Here is a 19329-nt window from a genome sequence, read left to right on the forward strand (position 1 = left end):
TACAGCCCCGCGCCGCTCATCCACTCCGCTCTGCGGCTGACGGCGTCCCGCGCGTTCGGGGTCTACCGCCCCCGCAACCCCGGGGACGCCCCGCGCCCCGTGCGGGGCGCGGGGCAGTGTCGATTTGCGGCTGCCGCCGCGGGGCGCGACCGGCCCGCAGCGGAGCGCTCAGCGTCGCCGGAGCGCGAAGACGAGCGCCAGCCCGCTCACCGGGACGACAAGGACCGCCGCGGCGGCGTTGAGCCCGCCGTAGCCGTAACCCGCCAGGACCACCCCGGACAGCGCGGCCCCCGCCGCCCCCACCAGATTCATCAGCATGTCGGACAGACCCTGCGTCTCCGAGCGGTGCTCCGCCGCCACCGACTCGCTCAGCAGCGCCGACCCGGCGACCGTGGCGCACGACCACCCCACTCCCAGCAGGAACAGCCCGGCCGTCACCGGCCACTGCCGGCCGCCCGCCGTCCCCGCCAGCACCGTGGCCGCCGCGAAGACCGCCTGACCGGCGAGGATCACCGGTATCCGGCCCAGCCGGTCCGCCGCCCGGCCCACCAGCGGGGACAGCCCGTACATACCCAGGATGTGGAGGCTGATCGTCAGGCCGACCACGCTCAGCGAGGCCCCGTGATGGGCGAGGTGGACCGGCGTCATCGTCATCACCGACACCATCACGGCATGGCCGACGACCAGCGCCCCCAGGCCCGTCAGGGCAGCGGGCGAGGCGAGGACATGGCCGGCCGCGGCGCGCATCCGGGTGCGGAAGCGGGGTGGTGAGGTCGTTCTCGCGGATTCCGTGATCGTCGTGGCCGTCGCCGCCATCGCCGCTGTCGTGGGGAGACCCCTGTGGAGACCCTTGTGGATGACCGCCCAGCCCGCGACGAACGCCCCCACCGAGAAGACGAACGTCCCCGCCGGGCCCGGCAGTCCCAGCGGGCGCGCCACCGCCTCCCCCGGTCCGCTCAGGTTGGGGCCCAGCACGCTGCCCACCGTCGTGGCCCACACGACCAGCGAGAGCGCCCCCGCCCGTGCCTCCGGCTCGGCGAGGTCGGTGGCCGCGTAGCGGGACTGGAGGTTCGCGGCGGAGGCCGCGCCGATCAGCAGCATCCCCAGCAGCGTCGGCACCGGGGCGCGCAGCCCCGCCCCCGCCAGTACGACCATCGCCCCGGCCGCCGCCACCAGCCAGCCCGTGCCCAGCCCGGCCCGCCGTCCCCGGGCCCGGGACAGGGCGGCCAGCGGCACGGACATCAGCGCGGCGCCCAGCGTGGTGAGCGTCGTGGCGAGGCCCGCCACCGAGCGGGAACCCGTCAGGTTCTCCACCAGCAGGCCGCCCGAGGAGAGCATCGAGCCCATGCCGATCCCGGCTACCACCTGAGCCGTCATCAGCACGCGGACGGTGTGGCGCTGGACGGCGGCGAGGTCGGGTCTGCCGGGGCTGCCGGGTATGCCCGGGGAGGCGGAGGAGCGGGAATCGGCGGCTGATGTCATGCGGCACAGGGTAGGGGCGGGTGCCCGGTGCGGTCGTGGCATAAATTCCCGCCATGGAACCGCACACCATCACCGTGGCCCGTGCCCTGGAGCTGCCCGCCCTGCGCCGGGGCCTGCCCGAGGTGATGGCCGCCGCCGACCGGCTCCACCGGCCGGTGCGCTGGGCGCACGCGGGCGAGGTCCCCAACATCGCCGACCTGCTCAAGGGCGGCGAACTGCTGCTCACCACCGGTCTGGGGCTCGGCTGCCGCCCCGCCGAACAGCGGGCCTTCGTACGGCGCCTCGCCGAACGGGACATCGCCGCGCTCGTCGTCGAGCTCGGCTCGCGCCTGCCGACCCTTCCGGCCGCCGTGGTCGACACGGCACGCTCCTGCGGGCTGCCGCTGGTACAGCTGCACCGGGAGGTGCCGTTCGTGGCGGTCACCGAGGAGATCCACACCGAGCTCGTCAACGAGCACTACGCGCTGCTGCGGCGAGCCGAGGACGTCCACCGGCGCTGCACGGAGGTGCTGCTCGGCGGGGGCGGCGTCCCCGAGGTGCTGCGGCTGTTCGCGGACTTCACCGGCAACCCCGTCTTCCTCCAGACCCCCGAGGGCCGGCTGCTCTACGCCGCCGGGCCCTCCCCCGCGCCGCCGGGCGCCGCCGAGCCCCTCCAGGTCTGGGGCGGGCTGCCGGCCGCCGGGCTGCCCGGCAGCGTCGTCGTGGACGTCCCCGGCAACGGCCCCTCCCACGGCCCCGGGCCCGGCGCGGTACGGGCCCGGCTGTCCGTACCGCCCGTCAACGCGCCGCTCGCGCCCGTCCACCGGATCGCCGCGGACCGGGCCGCCGGGCTGCTGGCGGTCGTCCTGCTCCAGGCCCGGCAGGAGGAGGAACTGGCGGCGCGCGGGCGCGGCGACTTCCTCACCGACCTCGCCGAGGGCCGGCTGGAGGTCGCGGACGCCCCCGCCCAGGCCCGCGTCCTGGGCTTCCGGCCGGGACCGGGGCCGCTGCTCCCGGTGGTGATGCGGCCGGCCACCGAGCTCGTACCGGCCGACGGCTGGTCGGCGCTGGCGGGCGCGGTACGGAAGGAGCTGGCGGCGGTGGGGGTGCCGGTGCTGGTGGGCGTCCGGCTGCCAGAGGGGCGGGTTCCGCTGTTGGTGGGGTTGCGGGAGGAAGGCGAACGGGACGCTGTGGCCGCGCGTGTCGCCACAGCGCTGCGGGCGGGAGCGTCACGGGCCGGGCTGCGGCCGCCGGTGGTGGTCGTGGGCGGGACGGCGACATGGGCGACGGCGGGGGCGGAGCTGCGGCACGCGGGTGAGGCGGCGGAGGCGGCGTCCTCGCCTTCGGACCGTGCGTGGCACGACTCACGACATCTGGCGGTCGATGTGCTGTTGTGGCGGCTGCGGTCGCGCGGGGACGGTGAGCTGGCGGCGTTCGTGGACCGGGTGATCGGGCCGCTGCTGGCGCACGACCGGGTGTCGCGGCCGGCGCTGCTGCCGACGCTGGAGGCGTACCTCGCCTGTGCGGGACGGAAGGCGGAGACGGCGCGGGAGCTGCATGTGAACCGGCAGACGCTGTACGACAGGCTGGGGCGGATCGGGCGGTTGCTGGGAGCGGATCTGGAGGATCCGGGGACGGCGCTGGCGGTGGGGCTGGCCTTGCGGGCGCGGCACCATGTGGGTGGCCGGGGGCGGGGTGGGGTGGACGGGTAGGCGAAACCCCGCGCCGAAGGCGCGGAAACCCCCACGGCGGGCAGCCGGAAAGCTACGGGCGCCCTACCGCGGCGGCAACAAGCTCGTCGTACACGCTGAGCACATGCGCCACCGTGTCGTCCTCCGACGGCCACCCCGCCGCCCTCGCCCTCCCCGCCGCGACAAGGTTCGCGCACCGCAGTGGGTCCGCCAGCAGGCGGGAGACCGCCTCCGCGAGGGCGGTCGCGTCCCCGTAGGGGACGAGTTCGGCCGCGTCCCCGACGAAATCGGGGACGCCCCCCACCGACGTGGCGACCAAAGGGACTCCGCTCAGCAGCGCCTCCTGCGCCAGCAGGGAGCTGCCCTCCCAGCGGCTGGGCAGGATCGCCACGTCCGCCGCCGCCAGCAGCTCGGGGACGTCGTCCCGCCGCCCCACCAGCAGCACGGGAAGTTCCTCTTCCGTGATGCGCCGTTGCAGAGCGGACCGTTCGCCGCCCTCGCCCGCCATGATGAGCAGGGGTTCCGGGTCGAGGTCCCGCCAGAGCCTCGCCGCGTCCAGGAGGGGGCCGTGGCCCTCGTCCGGCTCCAGGCGGCCGACGGTGACGAGGAGGGGGCGAGCCACCGCGCCCAGTTCGGCGCGGGCCTTGAAGCGCAGGTAGTCGTCGTCCTCCGTCGCCGGTGGCGCACTGCGCGGCGCCGGCAGCGCCACCGGTGCCAGCCGGGCGTCGCGCGCGCCGCGCCGGCGGGCCCGGTCGACGAGGTCGGGGGTGGCGCCGAGCAGCACGGCCGCCGCTCGCGCCGCCTGACGCTCCATCAGCCGGAGCAGGAACCCCTCCGTGCGGGCCCGCGCGTGCCAGGTGACCACCAGCGGCACGGTCCGCCCGCGCAGTGCCAGCGCCGCGAGCGTCCCGGAGCGCAGCCCGTGCGCGTGGACCACGTCGGCGCCCTCGCTCGCGGCGCGGATGCCCGCCACCGCCTGGGCGCTCGCCTCCGGGTTGAGCGGGGAGAAGGCCGCCCCGGAGCCGGTGAACCCGTAGCGTTCCCCCGTCGCCGACGGCCCGCACACCGTCACGCGCAGGCCTCGTGCCACCAGCCCGCCCGCCAGCGACCGCACATGTGCCCCGCTCCCCGAGCTCCCGCCGCCCAGGACCTGAACGGCGTGCAGCGGCGGCCGCCCGTGCGAGGGAACGGGTGTACTGCTCACGCGGGGGAAGCTCCTGGGTCGACGTCGGGCGGGGCGTACGGCGAGGTGCTCAGGCCAGGATGCCAGCACCCGCCCGTGTCCCGGCACCACTGGCACGAGGTCGGCCCGTCCCACCTCGCCCGTAGAGCCCCGGATTCACCCGCTTTGGGGATTCCGTGCGTCGGCGGCGATGGTCGCGGCCACCAGTACGACGGCGTGGAGGGCCAGCCCCGTACGGCCGTTGGCGCCCACGACCGCCAGGCCCAGCCCCGCGCCGAGCGCGTGCGCGCCAGTGTCGCCCAGCATCGTGCGTCCGGCGGCGTCGTCGGCCAGCAGGGCCGCCGCCGCGCCCACGGGGGCGGCGGCCAGGGCCGCGCCGTTGCCGCCGCGCAGCAGCCCGCCCGCGCCGAGCGCCAGCACCGCGCCCGCGGCCCGGGCGGGACGGACGTCCAGCAGGTTGACCGCGTGGGCGGATCCGGCGATCACCACTGCGGCCAGCAGCCGGTCGAGGGGCCGTTCCTTGAGCACGGCCCCGGCGGCGAGACCCGCCGCGCCGATGCCGAGGAGTTTGACCGCGCCGCTGGTGACCTCGCCCCGGCGCAGCGCCGAGAGATGGGCCCGGAAGCCGCGCCGGCCGTCCCCCGCGACGTCGTCGTAGGCCCCGCAGGCCCCGGCCGTCAGCACGGTCAGCGCGCCTGCCCACCGGTGCCGGGCGGGCAGGGCGCGGGCGGAGGCGATGGCCGTCGCCGTGCCGAGCGCGGCCGCCGGTCCGGCGCAGAGGGTGACGGTGCGGCCGACGTGGTTCGTCCGGTTCCACAGGGTGTCCCCGCCGGGGCGGGCGCGGCGCAGTGCCTCGTACGTTCCACGGGCCACCGCGGCGGCCGTGGTCAGTGTCTTCTTCATGAGAGGAGGCCGTGGAGGGACTTCTTGAACCGGTCGACGAAGGCGTCGCGGGTCGCGTCGTCGAGGAGGTCCAGGGAGAGGTAGGGGTTGAGGTCCTCCAGCTCGACCAGGAGGAGGCCGCCTTCCGGCGTGCGGCAGGCGTCCACGCGCTGGATGCCGTGCTCGATGTCGTTCCAGGCGATGAAGCGCTGGGCGAAGTCCAGGTCCTCGGCCGTGGGCTCGTAGCGCTCCAGGGCCCACCGGCGGTCGGGGCGGGGTGCGTGGAGGGCGTACTGGAAGTCGTGGTCGACGAAGTAGAACGACACCTCGTAGCGGAAGTCGACGCGCGGCTGGGCGAGGACCTCGCCGGTCAGGTCGGCGGACTCGACGCGGGGGACGAAGCGCAGCCCTATGGAGTCCGCGCCCGCCTTGGGCTTGAGCACGTACCCGGCGGCCTCGGGGAGGCGGTGGAGGTCCTCGGCGCGGTCGACGGTGGGGATGACCGGGTACCCGGCGGCGGTGAGGTCGAGCAGGTACTGCTTGCCGAGCATGTCGGCCTTGCCGGTCAGCTGGTTGTGGACGGGCTTGCCGGTCTCCAGGGCGCGGGCGCGGAAGGCGTCGTACTGCTCCTGGTGGGTCAGCACGGGTCCGCTGTTGCGGACGACGACCGCGTCGAAGGCGTCCATCAGGGCGACGGCTTCCCCGGGGTGGCACAGCGCGATGTCGAAGTCCGCGCGGAGCCGGGAGGTGAGGTGAATGTCCTCGTCGCAGTACCGCCGCCCCTTGGCCTCGTAGGCGAGGTCGGTGACATAGAGGACGCGGGGCCGGGCAGTCATGGCGCTCCTGAAGATCGTTCTGGCCCGCCCCAACCTACCCGGCCCCCGTGCTCAGCTTCCCGCTCGGGCCGCCTGGAGCAGTTCCTCCGCGTGCGCCCGGGCCAGCTGGGAGTCCTCCTGGCCGGCCAGCATCCGGGAGAGCTCGCGGATGCGGTCCTCGCCCTCCATGGCCTTCACCCCGCTGCGGGTGACGGCGCCGTCGTGGGTCTTCTCCACGACGAGGTGGCGGTCGGCGAACGCGGCCACCTGCGGCAGGTGGGTGACGACCACGACCTGGGCGGTGCGCGCCAGCTTGGCCAGCCGCCGGCCGACCTCGACGGCGGCCTTGCCGCCGACTCCGGCGTCGACCTCGTCGAAGAGGTACGTCGGCACGGGGTCGGAGCCCGCGAAGACGACCTCGACGGCGAGCATCACCCGGGAGAGCTCACCGCCCGAGGCGCCCTTGGCGATGGGGCGCGGCTGGGCGCCGGGGTGGGGGGCGAGGAGCAGCTCGACGTCGTCGGCGCCGTGCGGGCCGAAGGTGACGGCGCGGCCGCCGACCTCGACGCCGGAGCCGGGATCGGCCGTCTCGTTCTGCCGGATGGCGAAGGTCACCCGGGCGTGCGGCATGGCGAGCGAGGCGAGCTCGGCGGTGACCGCGTCGGCGAATCGCTTCGCCGCCTCGGTACGGGCGTCGGTCAGCTCCTGGGCGAGCCCGCCGAGTTCGCCGCGGAGCGCGTCGCGCTCGGCGGCGAGCTCGCCGATGCGGTCGTCGTCACCGTCGAGTTCGGCGAGCCGGGCGGCGCTCGTCTCGGCCCAGGCCAGGACTCCCGCGATGTCCTCGCCGTACTTGCGGGTGAGGTGGGCGAGGGAGGCGCGGCGCTCCTCCACGGCGGCGAGGCGACGGGGGTCGGCGTCCAGGCCGGAGGCGTACGAGGCGAGCTCGCCCGCCACGTCGGCGAGGAGGATGCCGACCTCGCCGAGCCGGTCGGTGAGCGCCGCGAGGGCCGGGTCGTGGGAGCGCACGGCGGCGAGGGCCCGGTGGGCGCCCGCGACGAGGGTGCCGGCGTCGACGCCCTCGGGGTCCTCGGGGTCGCCCGCGAGCGCGGCGTGCCCGGCGGTGGCGGCGGAGGCGAGGGACTCGGCGTGGCCGAGCCGCTCGGCCTCGGCGTAGAGCTCGGTGTCCTCGCCGGGCAGGGGCTCGGTCGCGGCGACCTCGTCGAGGCCGAAGCGCAGCAGGTCGGCCTCCTGGGCGCGCTCCCGCGCGCGCTCGGTGAGCTCGCCCAGCCCGGCGGCGACGGCCCGCAGCCGCCGGTAGGCGTCCGCGTACTTGGCCAGCGGCGCGGCGACCGCGTCACCGGCGTACCGGTCGAGGGCCTGCCGCTGCCGGGCGGGCCGCAGCAGCCCCTGCTGGTCGGTCTGCCCGTGCACCGCCACCAGGTCGTCGGCCAGCTCGCCCAGCAGCCCCACGGGCACGCTCCGCCCGCCCAGATGGGCACGCGACCGTCCCTCGGCGGAGAGGGTACGGCTGACGAGCAGCGTCCCGTCGTCCAGCTCGGCGCCTGCCTCCTCGGCCCGTACGGCCACGGGCGACCGGCCGTCGAGGGCGAGCCGCCCCTCGACCACGGCCGCCTTGGCGCCCATCCGCACCAGCGCGGGATCGGCGCGCCCGCCGAGCAGCAGCCCGAGACTGGTGACGACCATGGTCTTGCCGGCACCGGTCTCGCCGGTCACCGCCGTGAAACCGGGCGACAGCTCGACCACCGCGTCGTCAATGACGCCCAAGGACCGGATCCGCATCTCCTCCAACACGGATACGACCATACGAGGTTCCGGGGCCCCCTCGCGACGGGCTCCCCCACCAACCTCCCTGAGGCGGTCCCCACCACCGGTCCGGGTGACGGCCCCAACGCGGCGGGGACCCTTGGGAGGGCAGGCCGAAAGCATGATCACGCGCGTTCGCGGCCGTCATGCCGCGGCCTTCCGCCTTTCCACCGCCGCCCTCACCACCGTCACCGTCTCCGGAACGCCCGCCTCCGCCGCGGGGACCCTCGACGGCGTGTGGCGGACGGACGGCTACGGCACGGTCCTCTCCGTCGAGGACGGGGGCCGGCGGATGCGCGAGTACGAGACGACGGGAATCGGCTGCCCGCCGGGCGACGTCACCGAGCCGACCCCCACCACGGCCACGCTCGAACCGGCGGGCCCGGGCCGGGCCCGGCTCGGCTGGGCGGGCTCCGTCGGCCACCACACCCCGCCCCCGGCCCACCCACGAGCAGACGGCCTAGTGCGGAGCCCCCCGCCACCCCGCCACCGGCAGCGCGAACTTCGCCACCAGCCGGTCCGTGAACGACGCGTGGTGCAGCCGGGCCAGCCGCACCGGCACCGCCCCCCGCCGTACCTCCACCCGCGCCCCCGCCGGAAGGTCCACGCTCCGCCGCCCGTCGCACCACAGCACCCCGTTCGGCGTCTGCGGCTGCACCTCCACAGCCAGCACCGAGTCCGGCGCGGTGACCAGCGGCTTCGCAAAAAGAGCGTGAGCGCTGATAGGCACCATCAGCAGCGCCTCGACCTCCGGCCAGACAACAGGCCCCCCGGCCGAGAACGCATAAGCGGTCGAACCAGTAGGCGTGGCACACACCACCCCGTCCCCGCCGAACCGCGAGACGGGCCGCCCGTCGACCTCGGTCACGACCTCCAGCAGCCGCTCCCGCGCCGCCTTCTCCACCGACGCCTCGTTGAGCGCCCAGTCGCGGTGCACGACACGCCCGTCCGTACGGACCAGCACATCGAGGGTCATCCGCTCCTCGACCTCGTACGCCCGGGTCACCACACGGTCGACGACCTTGTCGAGATCGTCCCGCTCGGCCTCGGCGAGGAAGCCGACCCGCCCGAGGTTGACACCGAGCATGGGCACGCCGGAGCTCCGCGCGAACTCCGCACCGCGCAGCAGCGTGCCGTCGCCGCCGAGCACCACCAACAGCTCGCAGCCCGCGAGGACGTCGCCGCAGCCCGGCCCGGCCTCGACACGCTCCACCGCGGCCGGCAGCGGCAGATCCGCCGCCTCCGCAGCGAGCACCCGCACACCGATACCGCAGCGCAGCAGCCCCTGAACAACGAGCTCCGCGCTACGGATCGCCGCCGGGCGACCGGTGTGGGCGAGCAGGAAGACGGTACGTCCGGATGGTGCTTCTGAAGTGGTCAACGGGGCCCCTCCGCCACTGCACGGTCAACGTCCGCCGGGTCCAGTTGAGGTGCACCGGCGCGCAGCCACAGAAAGTACTCGACGTTGCCGGACGGCCCGGGCAGCGGGCTGGCGGTAACCCCGAGTACGCCGAGCCCCAGCTCGGCCGCGCGCCCGGCGACCGCGCGCACCGCCTCGGCCCGCAGGTCGGCGCTGCGCACCACGCCACCCGCGCCGAGGCGTTCCTTGCCGACCTCGAACTGCGGCTTGACCATCAGGACCAGGTCCGCGTCGGGCGCGGAGCAGCGCACGAGCGCGGGCAGCACCAGCCCGAGCGGGATGAAGGACAGATCGCCCACGACAAGATCGACAGGCTGGTCGTCGATCTGTTCCAGCGTCAGTTCGCGTACGTTCGTGCGGTCCTTCACGGTGACGCGCTCGTCGCTCTGGAGGGACCAGGCGAGCTGTCCGTAGCCGACGTCGACGGCGACGACGTGGGCGGCGCCGGCCCGCAGCAGCACGTCGGTGAACCCGCCGGTGGAGGCGCCGGCGTCGAGCGCGCGGCGGCCCTCGACCTTCAGGCCGAGCGGGGTGAAGGCGGCGAGGGCGCCGGCGAGCTTGTGGCCGCCGCGCGAGACGTAGTCGGGGTCGCTGTCGTCCTGGGAGACGACGATGGCGGCGGCGGTCTCCACCTGGGTGGCGGCCTTGGTCGCCGTCGTCCTTCCGACGGTCACCCGGCCGGCGGCGATCAGCTGGCTCGCGTGCTCGCGGGAACGGGCCAGCTTGCGGCGCACCAGCTCCGCGTCGAGTCGGCGGCGAGTCACTGCCACGGGCGGTTCAGCTCCTGTTGTCGTACGGACGTGCGGGGCCGTGCGGCGGCCCCGGGGGCCGGTCGAGCGCGCCGAGCGCGTCACGCAGCCCCTGGTGTACATCCTCGTACACCGCCAGGTGTCCGCTCGCGCCGAGGTGGTCGGCGTCCGCGAGCCGGGCCAGGTGGGCGTCCACGCCGGGGTCGCCGGTGGGGGTGCGCTCGACGCCGAGGGGCGCGGGCTCAGAAGGCTCCTGGGTCTCCTGGGGCTCCGGCGGCTGGGGTGTCGGGTCGGTCCCGGGGTCGGTCATGGTTCCGACGCTACCCGGTCGCGGGTGTTACTCCTGCGTTCCCGGCCGCCTGGGGTACCGTCCATGGCGATGGCGACGATTGAGGAGTGCCTGGGCGCACTCGACCGGCTGGCGGAGAACCTCTCGGGCGCGAGCGGCGAGCTCCGGTCCGCCGCCGCGCCCGACCGCTCGCTGAGCTGTCATGTCACGGATCTCGACGTCACCTTCGTGGGCCACCTCCGGGACGGCCACCTCAGGGAGGTGCGGAGCGTCGAGGGCGTCCCGGAGCGGCGGGCGGAGATCGCGCTGGAGATGACCGGGGACGATCTGGTGGCCCTGGTCGACGGACGGCTGAATTTCGCGCGTGCCTGGGCCAGTGGCCGGATCAGGCTGAAGGCGGGCCTGCGGGACGTACTGCGCCTGCGCTCGATCCTGTAACCGCGCCCGGCCCGCCCGCACCCGAGGCCGAGCCGGCACCCCGCCGCCGCGCCGCCGGCACGACGAGCGGCGTACCGGTCTGCGGGTCGTCGATGACCTGGCAGCGCAGCCCGAAGACCCGCTCCACGAGCTCGGCCGTCACGATGTCGCCGGGCGCCCCCTCGGCGACGACGCGCCCGTCGCGCATGGCGATCAGGTGGGTGGCGTAGCGCGCGGCGTGGTTGAGATCGTGCAGAACAGCCACGAGAGTCCGGCCCTGGTTCTCGTGGAGCTCGGCACACAGGTCGAGGATCTCGATCTGGTGCTGGATGTCGAGGAAGGTCGTCGGCTCGTCGAGGAGCAGCAGCGGGGTGCGCTGGGCGAGGGCCATGGCGATCCACACGCGCTGGCGCTGGCCGCCGGAGAGTTCGTCGACGTAGCGGTCGGCGAGGGCGGCCACGCCGGTGGCGGCCATCGATTCCTGGACGATCCGCTCGTCCTCGGGCGACCACTGCCGCAGCAGCCCCTGGTGGGGGTGGCGGCCGCGGGCGACGAGGTCGGCGACGGTGATGCCGTCGGGCGCGACCGAGGACTGCGGCAGCAGGCCGAGCGTACGGGCGACCTTCCGGGCCGGGTACGAGCCGATGGCGGCGCCGTCGAGCAGTACGGAGCCGGCCCGCGGCTTGAGCATCCGGGACAGGGCGCGCAGCAGGGTGGACTTGCCGCAGGCGTTGGGGCCGACGATGACGGTGAAGGAGTTGTCGGGGACGGCGACGGAGAGGTCCTCCGCGATGACCCGCCCGTCGTAGGCGAGGGTGACGGATTCGGCCGACAGCCGGCTCATGGACTTCTCTCCTTGTGCGTATGTGCTCATACCCGCCCCGCCCGGCGCTCGGTGTGGAGCAGCCACAGCAGATAGCAGCCGCCGAGCATGCCGGTGAGGGCGCCGACGGGCAGCTGGTCCGCGCCGAAGAGGCGTTGGGAGGCCCAGTCGGCGGTGACCAGCAGGGCCGCGCCGGTGGAGGCGGAGGCGGTGAGGTTGGGACCCGGTGAGCGGGTGAGGCGCCGGGCCAGCTGGGGCGCGGCGAGGGCGACGAAGGAAATGGGGCCGGCGGCGGCCGTGGCGACGGCGGTCAGCAGGACGGCGGCGCCCATGGTGACCAGCCGGGTCCGTTCGACGGGCACGCCGAGCGCGTGGGCGGAGTCGTCGCCCATCTCCAGCATGCGCAGGTTCCGCCCGTGGCCGAGGACGGCGGGGACGAGCACGGCGCAGACGGCGAGCAGGGGCCAGACCTGGGACCAGTCGCGGCCGTTGAGGGAGCCGACCATCCAGACGGTGGCGCGGGCGGCGTCGGTGAGGTTGGCCTTGGTGAGCAGATAGCCGATGACGGCGACGAGGACGGCGGACATGGCGATGCCGACGAGGACGAACCGGTAGCCGTGCACGCCGCGCTGCCAGGCTAGGGCGTAGATCGCGGCGCCGGAGAGCAGCCCGCCGGTGACGGCTCCGGCGGCTACGGCCGTGGGGTCGCCGTGGAGGAGGACGATGACGGTGAGCGCGCCCACGGTGGAGCCCTGGCCGAGGCCGATCACGTCGGGGCTGCCCAGCGGGTTGCGGGAGACCGACTGGAAGACGGCGCCGGCCAGTCCGAGGGCGGTGCCGGCCAGGAGGCCGACCAGGACGCGCGGCAGGCGCAGGTCGTGGACGATGAACTCCTGCGCGTCGGTCCCGCCGCCCGTGAGGGTGCGGAGGACGTCGGCGAAGGACATGGGGTAGTCGCCGGTGCCGATGAGGGCGACGGAGGCGGCGAGCGCGGCGGCCACCAGCAGGGGCACGACGAGCGCGGCGCGCGGCTCGACGCGTACGGAGAGCCCGCCGCGGGTGCGCAGGACTCGTACGGCCCGGAGAGGTTCGGGAACGTTCACAGCTGGGCCATCCTCCGGCGGCGTACGAGGTGGATGAAGACGGGCCCGCCGATCAGCGCGGTGACGATGCCGACCTGGAGTTCGGAGGGGCGGGTGAGGATCCGGCCGGCGATGTCCGAGCCGAGGAGCAGCACGGGTGCGAGGACGGCCGCGTAGGGCAGGACCCAGCGCAGGTCGGGGCCGGTGAAGGAGCGGACGGCGTGCGGCACCATCAGGCCGATGAAGACGACGGGCCCGCAGGCGGCGGTGGCCGCGCCGCACAGGAGGGTGACGGTGAGCAGGGCGAGGACGCGGGTCGCGGTCAGCCGGGTGCCCAGGGCGCGGGCCTGGTCGTCGCCGAGGGCCATGGCGTTGAGCGGCCGTGCCAGCAGCAGGGCGAGCACGACGCCGACGGCGATGAAGGGCGCGACCTGCCGGACGACGGTGTCGTTGGCCGAGGCCAGGGAGCCGACCGTCCAGAAGCGCATCCGGTCCAGGGCCGCGGTGTCCATCAGCTGCACCGCGTAGACGTAGCCGTTGAGGGCGGCCGTCACGGCGGTGCCGGCCAGGGCGAGGCGTACGGGCGTGGCGCCCCGGCTGCCGCCCAGCGCGTACACGACGACGGAGACGGCGGCGGCGCCCAGGAAGGCGAACCACACATAGCCGGTCAGCGAGGTGACGCCGAGGAAGCTGACGCCGGAGACGACGGCTGCCGCGGCCCCGGCGTTGATGCCGAACAGACCGGGGTCGGCGAGGGGGTTGCGGGTGAGGGCCTGCATCACCGTGCCGGCGAGGCCGAGTCCGGCGCCGACGAGGAGCCCGAGGACGGTGCGGGGGACGCGGACGTCGCGGACGATCACGTCGGTCCCGTCGCCGGTGTAGTGGAACAGCCCGTGCCAGACCTGGTCGACGGGGATCTGCTTGGCGCCGACGGCCAGGGACGCGACGACGACCAGCAGGAGCACGCCCGTCGAGACGACCAGTCCGGCGAGGCGCCGGGCGCCCCTCCTGGGCGGTACGGCCTCGGGGGCGGCGGTGCTTCGGGGGGCGGTACCGGATTGAGGGGCAGCGTCGACCAACACCAGGTTAGGTTAGCCTACCCTCACACCCCTTGATCCCCACGGAGAGAGCACCACCCCATGAGCATCCCCCGCTTCCCCCACCTCTCTCACCTCTCCCGCCGAGGTCTGCTGGCCACGGGCGGCGCCCTCGGCCTCGGCGCCCTCGTCACCGCCTGCGGGGGTGGCGGATCATCGGACTCCGCGAAGGACGCCGGACAGGGCGGCGACAAGAAGGGCGCCTGGAGCTTCAAGGACGACCGCGGACAGACCGTCAGGAAGGACCGCACCCCGCGGCGTATCGTCGCCTTCACCGGCACCGCCGCGGCCCTCCACGACTTCGGCGTCGAATGCGTCGGCGTCTTCGGCCCCACCAAGCTCAAGGACGGCAAGCCCGACCCGCAGGCCGGCGACCTCGCCGTCGACAGGCTCACGATCCTCGGCAACGCCTGGGGCGAGTTCAACGTCGAGAAGTACGCCGGGCTGCGCCCCGACCTGCTCGTCACCAACATGTACGAGCCGGACGCCCTCTGGTACGTGCCCGACGACAGCCGGAAGAAGATCCTCGCCCTCGCCCCCAGTGTCGCCCTCACCGCCTCCCGCGTCCCCATGCTGGAGACCGTCAAGCGCTACGCGGCCCTGGCCGAGTCCCTCGGCGCCGACCTGAAGGACCGGAAGGTCACGGACGCCAAGGCCCGCTTCGAGAAGGCCGCCGAGACCCTGCGCAAGGCCGCCAAGGGCAACCCGGTCAAGGTCATGGCCGCCTCCGGCAGCGCCGACCTGTTCTACGTCTCCAACCCGGCCCTCAACGCCGACCTCATGTACTTCCGCGAGCTCGGCGTCGACTTCGTCGTCCCCGAGAAGACCGACAAGGGCGGCTACTTCGAGAGCCTCAGCTGGGAGAACGCCGACAAGTACAAGGCCGACGTGATCCTGCTGGACAGCCGCACCTCCGCCCTCCAGCCCAAGGACCTGTCCGCCAAGCCCACCTGGGAGCGGCTCCCCGCCGTCAAGGCCGGCCAGGTCACCCCCTGGCTCAGCGAGCCCCGCTTCTCCTACGCCGGCTGCGCACCCCTCCTCGAAGGCCTCGCCGCGGCCGTCGAAAAGGCCAAGAAGACCTCCTGAACCTCTCGAACGAACCTTTCGAACGCAGAAAAGGACCGCTTTTCGCGATGAGCGACGACGCCCCTCCCCCGCCCTACCGCTGGTTCGACCTCCACGTCATACGGACCGATCGGGTCGGCCCCTCCCTCGTCCGCGTCACCCTGGGCGGGGACCACCTCGGCGACATGGTCACCGACGGCCGCGACCAGCGCTTCAAACTCTTCCTGCCGCAGCCCGGCCAGGACGCCCCCGTCCTGCCGGACGACCTGGGCACCGGCTGGTACGCGGAGTGGCGCCGCCAGGACCCGGCGGTCCGGGCCGTCATGCGCTCGTACACCGTGCGCGAACTGCGCCACGACCCGGACGAACTCGACGTCGACTTCGTCCAGCACGGGGAGGGCGACGGGCACAGCGGGCCCGCCTCGCTGTGGTCCCGCACCGCCCGCCCCGGCGACCGCGTCACCGTCCTGGGCCCGGTGGCCGAGGACAACGGCGGCGTCGACTTCCGGCCGCCCGCCGGCACGGACTGGGTCCTGGCCACCGCCGACGAATCCGCCCTGCCCGCCGTCGCGGGCATCCTCGCCTGGCTCCCGGCGGGCACCCCGGCCCGCGTCTGGATCGAGGTCGGCCACCCGGACGACGTCCAGGACCTCAAGACGGAGGCCGACGCGGACATCACCTGGCTGATCCGCGGCACCCGCCGCGAGGCACCCACCCTGGACGCCGTCCGCGCCGCGGACCTCCCCCCGGGCACCCCCTACGCCTGGATCGCCGGCGAATCCGGCACCGTCCGCGCCCTGCGCCGCCACCTCGTGGGCGAACGCGGCTTCGACCGCCGCGCGATCACCTTCACCGGCTACTGGCGCCGGGGCGCCACGGAGGAAGACCTCCTGGCGGAACTCACGGGCTGAGCCCCTGGGGGCGAGGGCTTCGCCCCCAGGGCCCGCTACCAGCCCAGGCGGGCAAGCGCCTTCCCCGCGTCGAGGGCGCAAGCCCCTTCCCCCGCCGCACTCCACGCGGCAGCGCAAAGCGCCCGCAGCGCGTCCACCCGCTCCCCGCCCCCGTCGAGCACGAGCTCACCGTCCTCCACCGAAGCGGTCCACCCCCCACAGCGGAACCCCTCACCCGCGGAGCCGGAAACCGGGGGCTGCGGCTCCAGCAGCCCCCGCAGATCCTCCGCCACGAACGTCGGCCGGTGCTCCGGCCGCGCCGCGAGAAGCCGCGCGGCCGTCGTGACCCCGGTCAGTACGAGCAGCGAGTCCACGCCCCCGGCGAACGCGCCCTCGATGTCCGTGTCGAGCCGGTCGCCGACCACCAGCGGCCGCTCCGCCCCGGTCCGCAGAATCGTCTCGCGGTGCATCGGCGGCAGCGGCTTCCCCGCCACCTGCGGATCCGCCCCCGTGGCTATCCGTACGACCTCCACGGCGGAGCCGTTGCCCGGCGCGATGCCGCGCGCGCTCGGAATCGTCAGATCCGTGTTCGAGGCGAACCACGGCAGCCCCCGCGCCACCGCGTACGACGCCTCCATCAGCCGCGACCACGGCATGTCCGGCCCGCCGTACCCCTGCACGACGGCCGCCGGATCGTCGTCCAGCGACTCCACCGGCACCAGCCCGCGCTCCCGCAGCGCTACCCACAACCCCTCCGAGCCGATCACCAACACCCGTGCCCCGGAAGGCAACTGATCGGACATCAGCCGCGCCACCGCCTGCGCCGAGGTGATCACATCACCCGGCGCCGCCGGAACGCCCAGCTCCGTCAGATGCCCGGCCACGGTCTCCGGCGTCCGCGCCGCGTTGTTCGTCACGTACGCGAGGTGCATCCCGCCGTCCCGCGCCGTGCCCAGCGACTCCACCGCGTACGCGATCGCCTCACCACCGGCGTAGACCACGCCGTCGAGGTCCAGCAGGGCCGTGTCATAGGCCGCGCTCAGCGGCCGCTCGCTGCCGTCGGGCCGGGTCCGGACACTGTCGTTCATGCTGTGATCGCTCCTCTGTGCTGCATGTCTCTTCCCGGATCATTGCCGATCCGACCCTGGGACATAACATTTCACAATGAGCACTCCAGGCCACGTCACCGGCGAATCCGCAGGACGCGGGCTCCGGCTCGCTCCCTTCCGAGGACTGCGTTACGTCCCCGAAAGGGTGGGCAGTCTCGCGGCGGTGACCTCCCCGCCGTACGACGTGGTCGTCCGGCCCGACGGCCTGCGTCACCTGGAGACCGCGGACCCGTACAACATCGTCCGGCTCATCCTCCCCCAGGCCGCCACCGCCGCCGACCGGCACCGCCAGGCCGCGGAGACCCTGCGCCGCTGGCAGGACGAGCAGGTGCTCGCCCCCGACCCCGAGCCCGCGCTCTACGTCTACGAGCAGCGCGGCGAGGGCATACTCCAGCGAGGCCTCATCGGCGCCCTGCGGCTCACCCCGCGCGAGGAAGGCATCGTCCTCCCCCACGAGGACGTCATGCCGCACATCGTCGAGGACCGCGCCGCGCTGATGCGCGACACCGCCGCCAACCTGGAGCCCCTGCTCTTCTCCTACCGGGGCGACGGCGACGGTGACGAGGGCGCGGCGGCCGTCATCGACCGGGTGATCCTCACGGACCCCCTGTTCTCCACCACGACCGACGACGGCTTCGCCCACCGCCTCTGGTCGATCACCGACGCCCAGGACCTCGCCCGGATCGACGAGGACCTCTCCCGTCGGCACGCCCTGATCGCCGACGGCCACCACCGCTGGGCCACCTATCTGCGGCTGCGCTCCGAGCACCCCGCGGGCGGACCCTGGGACTTCGGCCTCGTCCTCCTCGTGGACACCGCCCGCTACCCGCTGCGCGTACGGGCCATCCACCGGCTGCTGCACAAGCTCCCCGTCCGTACGGCCCTGGAGGCGCTGGGCGGCTCCTTCCGCGTCCGTACGATCGACGGCCCGCTGGAGGAAAGCCTCACGGCCCTCGCGGAGGCCGCCACCGAACCGGGCAACGCCTTCGTGCTCGCCGGCGACGGCCGCTTCCACCTCCTGGACCGCCCGGACCCGGCCCTGCTGGCCCGGACCGTCCCCGCCGACCGGCCCCGGGCCTGGCGCGAGCTGGACGCGACGGTGCTCCACTCGCTGCTGCTGGAGCACATCTGGAAGGTGCCGGACGACCCGGAGCACATCGGCTACATCCACGACACGACGGCGGCCGTCCGGCAGGCCGTGCGCCATGAAGGGACGGCCGTGCTGATGCACCCCGTCCACGAGGACGTCGTGCGCGAGCTCGCCGAACAGGGCGTGACGATGCCGCGCAAGTCGACGTCGTTCGGCCCCAAGCCGGCGACGGGTCTGGTGCTGCGGAGCCTGGCCCTGAACTGAGGGACAGCGGATAAGGCGGACGCCGGATACGCGTGGAGGGCGGCACCCCGGGATCGGGGTGCCGCCCTCCATGTCGGTCACGTCAGGGATCAGCCCTGGCTGCCGGACTCCTCGTCCTTGGCCTCGGCGGGCTCGGCCGCCTCGTCCTTGACCTCGGTCTCGGCCTCGTCCTTGACGGCCTCGTCCTTGACCGCCTCGTCCTCGGCGGGCGCGTCCTCGGCGGGCGCGTCCTCGGCGGGCGCGTCCTCGGCCACGGCCTCGCTCTCGGCGCCGCTCTCGGCCTCGTCAGCCGAGTCCTCCTCGAACGCGTCCGTGAACTCCACGCCGTCCAGCTCGGCGAGCCGGTCGGAGGCGTTGGTCGTGCCGCCCTGGTCCGCCTCAAGGGCCTTGGCGAACCACTCGCGGGCCTCGTTCTCACGGCCGACCTCGAGCAGCGCGTCCGCGTAGGCGTACCGCAGGCGCGCGGTCCACGGCTGGACGGAGTTCGACGCCAGCTCGGGGCTCTGGAGCGTGACCACGGCGGCCTCGGCCTGGCCCATGTCCTTGCGGGCACCGGCGGCGACCAGGCGCATCTCGACCTGGCCCGCCTTGTCCAGCCTCTGCACCTCGGGCTCGCCGGCCATGGCCAGGGCACGCTCCGGGCGGCCCATGCCACGCTCGCAGTCGGCCATGATCGGCCACAGCTCGACCGAACCGGTCATCCGGCGCGCGGCGCGGAACTCGGCGAGGGCCTCGGAGTAGTTGCCGGTCGCGTACGAGGCGAAGCCGGCGGCCTCGCGCACGGCGGCGACACGGGAGGCGAGCCGCAGGGCGATGCGCGAGTACTCGTACGCCTGCTCCGGCTCCTCGTCCAGCAGCTTCGCGACCATGACGAGGTTGCGGGCAACGTCGAGCGCGAGCGTCTTGGGCAGGCTCATCAGCTCCTGCCGCACGTCGGCGTCGATCTCGTCGCCGGTCACGTCCTCCGGGATCGGCAGCCGCTTCACCGGCTCGCGGTCACCACGGTCCCGGTCCCGGTCGTCACGGCGACCGTAGCCACCGGAACGCTCGTCGCGGCCGCGGTAGCCACCGCCCGGGCGGTCGTCACGGAAGGAACGACGGGGGCCGCCACGGTCGTCACGGCGGAAGCCACCGCGGTCGTCGTCACGACGGGGACCACGGTCATCACGGCGGTCGTA

At 74.4% G+C, this 19329-nt stretch carries 18 protein-coding genes; 5 read left to right on the plus strand and 13 right to left on the minus strand.

Annotation, left to right across the window (positions count from 1 at the left end; all coding sequences use genetic code 11):
• Positions 1–168: 168 nt before the first annotated feature.
• The gene (locus AB0E98_RS33190; RefSeq protein ID WP_361710142.1) at positions 169–1482 is read right to left on the minus strand and encodes an MFS transporter; all 1314 of its coding nucleotides are present in this window, start codon (positions 1480–1482) and stop codon (positions 169–171) included.
• Positions 1483–1535: 53 nt separating this feature from the next.
• Between AB0E98_RS33190 and AB0E98_RS33195 the strand changes: the two genes are divergently transcribed.
• Positions 1536–3173 carry a PucR family transcriptional regulator ligand-binding domain-containing protein gene (locus tag AB0E98_RS33195; RefSeq protein WP_361710145.1) on the plus strand — a complete coding sequence of 546 codons (1638 nt, stop codon included), beginning with the start codon at positions 1536–1538 and terminating at the stop codon, positions 3171–3173.
• A gap of 52 nt (positions 3174–3225) precedes the next feature.
• Here AB0E98_RS33195 and AB0E98_RS33200 read toward each other — a convergent pair whose 3' ends face one another.
• The 7 genes from AB0E98_RS33200 to AB0E98_RS33230 all read right to left on the minus strand — a co-directional run bounded on the left by AB0E98_RS33200 (position 3226) and on the right by AB0E98_RS33230 (position 10335).
• Complete coding sequence (locus AB0E98_RS33200; RefSeq protein ID WP_361710148.1) at positions 3226–4356, minus strand: glycosyltransferase family 4 protein; 1131 nt, start codon at positions 4354–4356, stop codon at positions 3226–3228.
• A 135-nt stretch (positions 4357–4491) separates the two neighbouring features.
• Positions 4492–5238 (minus strand): hypothetical protein, encoded by a 747-nt coding sequence (locus tag AB0E98_RS33205; protein WP_361710151.1) that lies wholly within the window; start codon positions 5236–5238, stop codon positions 4492–4494.
• A complete protein-coding gene (locus AB0E98_RS33210) occupies positions 5235–6053 on the minus strand; it encodes a hypothetical protein (protein WP_361710154.1) in 819 nt (272 codons plus the stop codon). Before AB0E98_RS33210 ends, AB0E98_RS33205 begins: the two co-directional genes overlap by 4 nt.
• A gap of 51 nt (positions 6054–6104) precedes the next feature.
• Positions 6105–7856, minus strand: a complete 1752-nt coding sequence (recN, locus tag AB0E98_RS33215) for a DNA repair protein RecN (protein WP_361710157.1) — start codon at positions 7854–7856, stop codon at positions 6105–6107.
• Between the two features lie 460 nt (positions 7857–8316).
• On the minus strand, positions 8317–9237 hold the full coding sequence (locus tag AB0E98_RS33220) for an NAD kinase (RefSeq protein WP_361710160.1): 921 nt from the start codon (positions 9235–9237) through the stop codon (positions 8317–8319).
• Complete coding sequence (locus tag AB0E98_RS33225) at positions 9234–10040, minus strand: TlyA family RNA methyltransferase (RefSeq protein WP_311616529.1); 807 nt, start codon at positions 10038–10040, stop codon at positions 9234–9236. Before AB0E98_RS33225 ends, AB0E98_RS33220 begins: the two co-directional genes overlap by 4 nt.
• Positions 10041–10053: 13 nt before the next feature.
• Positions 10054–10335: a hypothetical protein gene (locus tag AB0E98_RS33230; protein WP_361710163.1), complete on the minus strand. Its 282-nt coding sequence runs from the start codon at positions 10333–10335 to the stop codon at positions 10054–10056.
• Positions 10336–10404: 69 nt separating this feature from the next.
• On the opposite strand from AB0E98_RS33230, the gene AB0E98_RS33235 reads away from it, so the two are divergent.
• Positions 10405–10752 carry a sterol-binding protein gene (locus tag AB0E98_RS33235; RefSeq protein ID WP_361710166.1) on the plus strand — a complete coding sequence of 116 codons (348 nt, stop codon included), beginning with the start codon at positions 10405–10407 and terminating at the stop codon, positions 10750–10752.
• On the opposite strand, the gene AB0E98_RS33240 is transcribed toward AB0E98_RS33235, so the two are convergent.
• From AB0E98_RS33240 to AB0E98_RS33250, 3 genes are read right to left on the minus strand one after another with little or no spacing between them, the layout of a single operon-like run.
• Positions 10700–11575, minus strand: coding sequence for an ABC transporter ATP-binding protein (locus AB0E98_RS33240; RefSeq protein WP_361710168.1), 876 nt, complete (start codon positions 11573–11575; stop codon positions 10700–10702). The two genes, AB0E98_RS33235 and AB0E98_RS33240, sit on opposite strands and share 53 nt — an antisense overlap.
• 26 nt (positions 11576–11601) lie before the next feature.
• Complete coding sequence (locus AB0E98_RS33245) at positions 11602–12657, minus strand: iron chelate uptake ABC transporter family permease subunit (protein WP_361710171.1); 1056 nt, start codon at positions 12655–12657, stop codon at positions 11602–11604.
• Positions 12654–13619 carry an iron chelate uptake ABC transporter family permease subunit gene (locus AB0E98_RS33250; RefSeq protein WP_361710186.1) on the minus strand — a complete coding sequence of 322 codons (966 nt, stop codon included), beginning with the start codon at positions 13617–13619 and terminating at the stop codon, positions 12654–12656. Before AB0E98_RS33250 ends, AB0E98_RS33245 begins: the two co-directional genes overlap by 4 nt.
• 156 nt (positions 13620–13775) lie before the next feature.
• Here AB0E98_RS33250 and AB0E98_RS33255 point away from each other — a divergent pair, with 156 nt between their 5' ends.
• Positions 13776–14819, plus strand: coding sequence for an ABC transporter substrate-binding protein (locus tag AB0E98_RS33255; RefSeq protein ID WP_361710173.1), 1044 nt, complete (start codon positions 13776–13778; stop codon positions 14817–14819).
• 47 nt (positions 14820–14866) lie between these two features.
• Entirely contained in the window at positions 14867–15709 is an 843-nt protein-coding gene (locus AB0E98_RS33260) for a siderophore-interacting protein (RefSeq protein ID WP_361710176.1), read from the plus strand.
• Between the two features lie 35 nt (positions 15710–15744).
• Here the strand turns inward: AB0E98_RS33260 and AB0E98_RS33265 are convergent, their stop codons facing one another.
• On the minus strand, positions 15745–16776 hold the full coding sequence (locus tag AB0E98_RS33265; RefSeq protein WP_361710178.1) for an HAD hydrolase-like protein: 1032 nt from the start codon (positions 16774–16776) through the stop codon (positions 15745–15747).
• 76 nt (positions 16777–16852) lie between these two features.
• On the opposite strand from AB0E98_RS33265, the gene AB0E98_RS33270 reads away from it, so the two are divergent.
• Positions 16853–18151 (plus strand): DUF1015 domain-containing protein, encoded by a 1299-nt coding sequence (locus AB0E98_RS33270; protein ID WP_361710180.1) that lies wholly within the window; start codon positions 16853–16855, stop codon positions 18149–18151.
• A gap of 89 nt (positions 18152–18240) precedes the next feature.
• On the opposite strand, the gene AB0E98_RS33275 is transcribed toward AB0E98_RS33270, so the two are convergent.
• A complete protein-coding gene (locus AB0E98_RS33275) occupies positions 18241–19083 on the minus strand; it encodes a hypothetical protein (protein ID WP_361710187.1) in 843 nt (280 codons plus the stop codon).
• Between the last annotated feature and the right edge of the window lie 246 nt (positions 19084–19329).

Source organism: Streptomyces sp. NPDC037389 (assembly GCF_040636475.1).
Lineage (GTDB): Bacteria > Actinomycetota > Actinomycetes > Streptomycetales > Streptomycetaceae > Streptomyces > Streptomyces hesseae.

Bases quoted from the DNA above. Each gene is read 5' to 3' on its own strand.
- AB0E98_RS33255 (WP_361710173.1), top strand. From the start codon at position 13,776: ATGAGCATCCCCCGCTTCCCCCACCTCTCTCACCTCTCCCGCCGAGGT.
- AB0E98_RS33195 (WP_361710145.1), top strand. From the start codon at position 1,536: ATGGAACCGCACACCATCACCGTGGCCCGTGCCCTGGAGCTGCCCGCC.
- AB0E98_RS33210 (WP_361710154.1), bottom strand. From the start codon at position 6,053: ATGACTGCCCGGCCCCGCGTCCTCTATGTCACCGACCTCGCCTACGAG.
- AB0E98_RS33205 (WP_361710151.1), bottom strand. From the start codon at position 5,238: ATGAAGAAGACACTGACCACGGCCGCCGCGGTGGCCCGTGGAACGTAC.
- AB0E98_RS33270 (WP_361710180.1), top strand. From the start codon at position 16,853: ATGAGCACTCCAGGCCACGTCACCGGCGAATCCGCAGGACGCGGGCTC.
- AB0E98_RS33260 (WP_361710176.1), top strand. From the start codon at position 14,867: ATGAGCGACGACGCCCCTCCCCCGCCCTACCGCTGGTTCGACCTCCAC.
- AB0E98_RS33240 (WP_361710168.1), bottom strand. From the start codon at position 11,575: ATGAGCCGGCTGTCGGCCGAATCCGTCACCCTCGCCTACGACGGGCGG.
- AB0E98_RS33230 (WP_361710163.1), bottom strand. From the start codon at position 10,335: ATGACCGACCCCGGGACCGACCCGACACCCCAGCCGCCGGAGCCCCAG.
- AB0E98_RS33235 (WP_361710166.1), top strand. From the start codon at position 10,405: ATGGCGACGATTGAGGAGTGCCTGGGCGCACTCGACCGGCTGGCGGAG.
- AB0E98_RS33265 (WP_361710178.1), bottom strand. From the start codon at position 16,776: ATGAACGACAGTGTCCGGACCCGGCCCGACGGCAGCGAGCGGCCGCTG.
- AB0E98_RS33190 (WP_361710142.1), bottom strand. From the start codon at position 1,482: ATGACATCAGCCGCCGATTCCCGCTCCTCCGCCTCCCCGGGCATACCC.
- recN (WP_361710157.1), bottom strand. From the start codon at position 7,856: ATGGTCGTATCCGTGTTGGAGGAGATGCGGATCCGGTCCTTGGGCGTC.